At 68.2% G+C, this 5,681-nt stretch carries 3 protein-coding genes; all 3 read right to left on the bottom strand.

Translation table 11 applies throughout. The features are described from left to right. Positions 1-162: 162 nt before the first annotated feature. Positions 163-1,860 carry a hypothetical protein gene (locus tag ACFW3F_RS25405; protein WP_388062470.1) on the bottom strand — a complete coding sequence of 566 codons (1,698 nt, stop codon included), beginning with the start codon at positions 1,858-1,860 and terminating at the stop codon, positions 163-165. A 229-nt stretch (positions 1,861-2,089) separates the two neighbouring features. Further along, entirely contained in the window at positions 2,090-3,763 is a 1,674-nt protein-coding gene (gene atzF, locus ACFW3F_RS25400; protein ID WP_388062468.1) for an allophanate hydrolase, read from the bottom strand. Further along, on the bottom strand, positions 3,760-5,681 hold a 1,922-nt coding region (locus ACFW3F_RS25395; protein ID WP_388062466.1), incomplete at its 5' end, for a carboxyltransferase domain-containing protein. The genes atzF and ACFW3F_RS25395, both read right to left, overlap by 4 nt.

Below are 5,681 nucleotides of genomic sequence, written 5' to 3'. Positions count from 1 at the left end.
ACCTCGACGCGCTCCTTCGTCGCTTGCTCGGCCCGGCGGCTTGCGCTCCTCGCACCTCAGGGAGCAGGGGTTATGCGGTTCTTTCGGATTAGGGAGCAGAGCGAACCAGCGGCTCTGTGGTTCTTTCGGATTAGGGAGCAGGGGTTATGCGGTTAATTCGGATCAGGCCGCGGCATCTCCGGAATCCTCGTTCGAGTCCGAACCACTCCCGGTGTCGGCGTCGCCGGAATCAGCGGTGTCCGGATCAGCGGCACCGGAGTCTGCACCGTCCGAATCCGGGATGCCGGTGTCCGGGGTCTCCGAATCAGGCGCGTCGGAGTCATCGGAGTCCGAACCGCCGGATCCGCTGTCGTCAGAAGTCCCCGGCGCGCGGTGCTTCCCGACGTAGCTGTCCTCCGCCGAGCGGTGCTTGCCGACGTAGCTCTCGGCCACATCGGTCTCGTCGCCGGTGGTGACCTCGGACGTGTCGAGGGCCGTGGTGGCGGACTGCTCCACCGACGCGGCATCGGACGAAAGGCTCGCGCGCGCCGGGATGTTCGACGCTCCGGTGTCGATCGGATCGCTCGCAGGCAGACCGAACGGGAGCTCGTAAGCCGGGATGCGGATGACCGGGACGAGCTCACCGGTGTCGAGCTGCCCGAACTCGATGACCGGCAGTCCCAGGCGGTTCGGCCGGAGTTCACCGTTCACCTCGACCAGCGGGCGGAAGGTGACCTTGGAACCCAGCCAGTCGACCGTGATCGGACCGGTGAAACCGTAATCGCTGGTCAGCCGGAGGAAGTTCCCGCTGAACAGATCGTGGTCACCGCCGATGCTCAGGCGTGCGAAGTCTTTGGAGAGGGAGAACCAGTCGCTGTCGAAGTCGATGTCCTCGCCACCGAGGAGCGCAGATACGAGGCCGCTCAGGACTTCACCGCCGGCATCGCCGAGCACACCGCCCGGGTCCGCTAGCAGCGCGGTCGGATCCGTCAGTCCGAATTGAACCTCACCATTGGGTTGCTTCCACCGGAAGTCGAACGTTCCTGCCACGTTTGCGCAGGCGCCGACTCCATCGGCGTGGGCAGCGGTCAAGCCGCCGTAGCAACCGACCCCCTTCACTCCTGGGATCTGGGCAACCTTGTTGCCGAGAAGTGTCACGTCGAGTGGATCAGTATTCCAAGCGTGGGCAGTCCCGATGACCGCGAACGAGAATGCTTTGCGACCGTCGCTCGCGCCTGCGGTGGCCAAACTGACCGGCAGATACGAGACTGCCGTAGCGTCGCCATTCCGATAAGCCATCGCAAATTGAAAGCCGTTGCCGATCACCGTCGACGTGCCTTCCGTCGTCGGCTCATCCTCAATCGAGTCCGGCAGCCCGGAGCCGAAGAGCGGGACGAGGATGATATTGGCGGCATCCTTGACCCACGAAGGTATCGCCGCGTAGGCATCCTGCACAGTGCCGTATATGCCTACCGGGACGAGTTCAAGGCTTCCCGGCATCACGACCGCAACCCCGAAGCCGCCCATATCCGTACTCGATCCGGAGCAGTCCGCTTCTCCGTTCGATGCACCCGAGGCGCACATCTCGATACGCCATGCCTCGACCACCTCCGCCAGACCGTCGTTGCTCAGGTCCGCGAGCAACGACCCCAGCGGGTTGGTTCCGTACTGATTCTGGAGGTTGGTGAAACTGTTGACGGCATCGCTGATCGGTGACGCCTCGGCGACCGCCGGTTCCGCCACCTGCCCCGCGCCGATCGCAGCAACAGTGGCCAGCGCGGCCGCCCCCGCGATCGCGCGGTGCTGCCGTCGTTGCTTCCGGTTCTCGCGTCGAGCGACCTTCTCAGATCGCTGGATTCCGTTGCGCCCCACCCTGGTCATCCGTCCAACTCTCTTCTCCCCGACCTCCCGAGCTCAGTAAGTGAATCATCACGGTCGGCAACCCGGTAGCTGATCGGGGGAAATGGCACGAAACGGCCGTTCTGGTCAGGCGTCCAGGATGGGATGCGAGACGAGTTCCGGCACAGACGAGTTCGGCTGCCTGAACTCTCGATGTCGAATCCCGCTCATGCGCGGTCGTTTCCGTCGGGGGACGACGCCGCCGGCGCACCTACCAGCGGTCCCGGTCGAGGCGCTCCCCCGCGGCACCGGCATCGGCGGCACAACCGAAGCCGACGATCCAGCGGGTGGGGCCGGTCTCGCCGGCGGCGATCTCGACCTTGCCGAGCATCATCGGTTCGGGAAGGGCGGCCAGGAAGCCGCCGAGCGCGGCCGGAGACAGCGTCCACACCTCACCCCGGATCGCGCGGGCGGCAACCGGATCGCGGATCAACCCCGGCTTCGGCGGCGTCGTATCGAGCGCGACCAGGCGGTACGACGGGGTCGTGGTGACCTCGCCCGACCATCGGGCGCCGCGGTCGCTGAGCTCGTGGGTCAGCGGACCGCCCCGCATGTGTGCCCCGAACACCGCGAGCTCGACCGCGTCGTCGCGCTCAGCCCACGAGGGCGCCACCGCGTCGTCGCCGAGAAAGCGACGTGCCACATCGACGAGCACGGCGTCGGTATGTCCGAGGCCGAGGAATGTGATGCCGAACTGCGCTGTGCCGCTGCCCTCTTCGCCGACTGTCCCGGCGGGTACCGCGAGCCCACACAGGTCGAAGAGGTTGCAGAAGTTCGTGTAGATGCCCATCCGTGAGTTGACGCCCACCGGATCCGCGGCCACTTCGGCGAGCGTGGGATGCGTGGGCGCGGTCGGCACCATCAGGACCGACGCATCACCCCACTGCTCCATCGCCTCGGCGCGCAGGTCCGCGAGACGACGATGGGCCCGCAACAGGTCGACGGCCGAGAACCTGTTCGCCGCACCGATGATCGCCGACACGGTCGGATCGAGCCCGGCGGCGACGGGGTCCGCGACGGAATCCAGGTAGTCCCCCACCGCGTCGTACCGCTCGGCGACGAGCGCGTCGTCGTAGAGGAGCCTGGCGGCCTCGAGGAACGGTGACAGGTCGATGGTCTTGATCGTGAACCCCGCCGCTTCGGCGCGGTGCACCGCTTCGCCGAAAGCGGCCCGCCACCGGTCGTCCAGGCCGGGCAGTTCGGTGGGCACGGCCACGACCGGGCGCTCCTGCGCGGCACAGGGTCGGGATTCCGGGAACGGCCTCGGGCCAACGGCTTCGGCCATCACCGCCATCGATCGGTCGGCCAGCGCCAGGTCGGCGGCGAAGACGGTGACCACGTCGTAGCTCGCACAGGCGGGCACGACTCCCGCGGTGGAGACCACGCCGACGGTCGGCTTGATGCCGACGATGCCCTGCAGCGCGGCCGGCACCCGGCCCGACCCGGCGGTGTCGGTTCCGATTGCGATGTCGGCGAAACCGAGGGCGACCGCCACGGCCGATCCGGAACTGGATCCGCCCGAGATCCGGTCCGGCCGCCGCGAATCCCGAACCGCCCCATAGGGACTGCGGGTACCGACCAGACCGGTGGCGAACTGGTCGAGGTTCGTCTTGCCCACCACCACTGCGCCGGCGGCACGCAACGCGGCCACCGTTGGGGCATCGGACTCGGGGGCGAACGCGAAACCGGGACACCCCGCGGTGGTCGGGAGACCGTGGACGTCGACGTTGTCCTTGACGGCGAGGAGTACACCGGCCAGCGGACCGCCGTCGGCGACAGACCGCTCGTAGTCGGCCGCCACGTCGGCCTGGGGCCGCAGCGTGATGAACACCTCTGAACGGTCTGCCTCGGCAATCCGCGCGTACACCTCGTCGATCCGGCTCATGCCACGCGCTCCTTCTCGTCTGCGATCCCCGCGGCCCCGGCATCGGCGAGGCTCGCCCCCACCGCTTTCGCGGCGAATTCCCCCTGTAGCGACCACCGTTCACGCTCTTCCGCACGAGCGACCTCCATCGTCGCCCGCCGGGTCGCGATGTCGGCGGCGTGCTCGTCGAGGAAGCTCTGGTGCGCGGCCAGCGAGAACTCGCCGTCGACGATCTTCGTGCTGTCCCCACGCCCGGCCGCGACGTCGGCCCGCATGTCGAGGAGCTCCGCCGAACTCACCGGGTACCAGTGGATTCGGTCGAAGAACCGGAGGAGCCAGGGATGTTCGGGGTCGAATCCCGGCGCCGGCAGCGGATGCCGGTGATTCCACACCTGTGTTGTCCGGCCGACGAACTGATAACCGCCCGGACCCTCCATGCCGTAGATGCAGAGATACGCGCCACCGATACCGACCGCGTTCTCCGGTGTCCAGGTGCGGGCGGGGTTGTACTTGGTCGTGACGAGGCGATGCCGCGGATCCAGCGGAACGGCCACCGGTGCACCGAGATAGACGTCTCCGAGGCCGAGTACCAGGTAGCTTGCGTCGAAGACCGTGCGGTACACCTCGTCGACCGAGTCCAGTCCGTTCATGCGCCGGATGAACTCGATGTTCCACGGGCACCACGGTGCATCCGATCGGACGCCCAGCATGTACCGCTCGATCGCCTCACGGGTTGCCGGGTCGTCCCACGACAGGGGCAGGTGCACCGTGCGGCTCGGCACCACGAGGTCCTCGGCCGCCGGGAGCTGGCTCTCGCATTCGGTCAGCCACTCCAGCATCCGCGCCTGCGACCACACGTCGGGATCGGCCTTCACCTGCAGGGACCGGATACCCGGGGTGAGATCGATGAGCCCGCGCGGCTTCTCGGCGGCGATCCGTTCACCGAGAGCGTGCACCCGTGCGCGCAGGGCCAGGTCGAGCTGCATCTCGCCGTACTCCACCAGGATGTTGTCGTCGCCGGACCGGCGATAGGTGACCGAGGTCGATCCGTCGGCAGTCGTCGTGGTGCCCAGGATGCCGTTGTCGGCATCGCCACCCGACGACAAGACGTCGACGAAGCTGGCCCGCCGGCCCAGGCCGAGCTCGGAGGGCGACGCGGCCCGATCGCCTCGTACCGCCACGAATCGGATCGTGTCGCCCGGCTTCAGCTGGCCGAGCTTCCAGCGCTGCGCGGTCGTCACCGTGACCGGACAGACGAATCCACCGAGGCTCGGGCCGTCGGGGCCGAGCAGGATGGGCGTGTCCCCGGTGAAGTCGAGCGCGCCGACGGAGTACGCGGTGTCGTGGATGTTCGACGGATGCAGCCCGGCCTCACCGCCGTCATTGCGCGCCCAACGGGGTTGGGGCCCGATCAGACGGATGCCGGTCCGGTCTGAGTTGAAGTGCACCTCGTAGTCGGTCGCGAACAGGTCGGCGATGTCCTCGTCGGTGAAGAACTCCGGAGCCCCGTGGGGTCCCACGGTCACCGCCAGTTGCCATGCGTTGGTGAAAGCCGGCTGCTCGTCGCCGAGGATCCGACGCGGCGCGCCGACCGGACCATCCAGCAGTTCTAGACGGTCGCCGGCGACCAGCGCCCGCCCATCGAGTCCGCCGAACCGGCCCATGGTGAAGGTGGACCTGCTCCCGAGATGATCGGCGGCGTCGAGCCCACCCGACACCGCGAGATACGCCCGCATGCCCAGGGCGCCGATCGAGCCGATGTCGAGAACGTCACCCTCCTCGATCCTCAACGGAACCCACTGCGGCACAGTCGCTCCGTTGACGGTCGCCCGGACCCGGGGCCCCGGGTGGGGGCAGGCCCCCGGCCGGTGGATAACGAGGGGGGGGGCCCAGAGGGGGTTGTACAACGCGGCCGCGGGGTCCGGGTTTGCGGCACCGC

This window comes from Gordonia sp. NPDC058843 (assembly GCF_042743165.1).
In the GTDB taxonomy this organism is placed as follows: Bacteria; Actinomycetota; Actinomycetes; order Mycobacteriales; family Mycobacteriaceae; genus Gordonia.
Note: the sequence above shows the minus strand (reverse complement) of the source record. Positions and strands in the feature narration are given on the sequence as shown.

Excerpts from the sequence above, each read along its gene's own strand:
- atzF (WP_388062468.1), bottom strand. The coding sequence starts at position 3,763 with ATGAGCCGGATCGACGAGGTGTACGCGCGGATTGCCGAGGCAGACCGT.
- ACFW3F_RS25405 (WP_388062470.1), bottom strand. The coding sequence starts at position 1,860 with ATGACCAGGGTGGGGCGCAACGGAATCCAGCGATCTGAGAAGGTCGCT.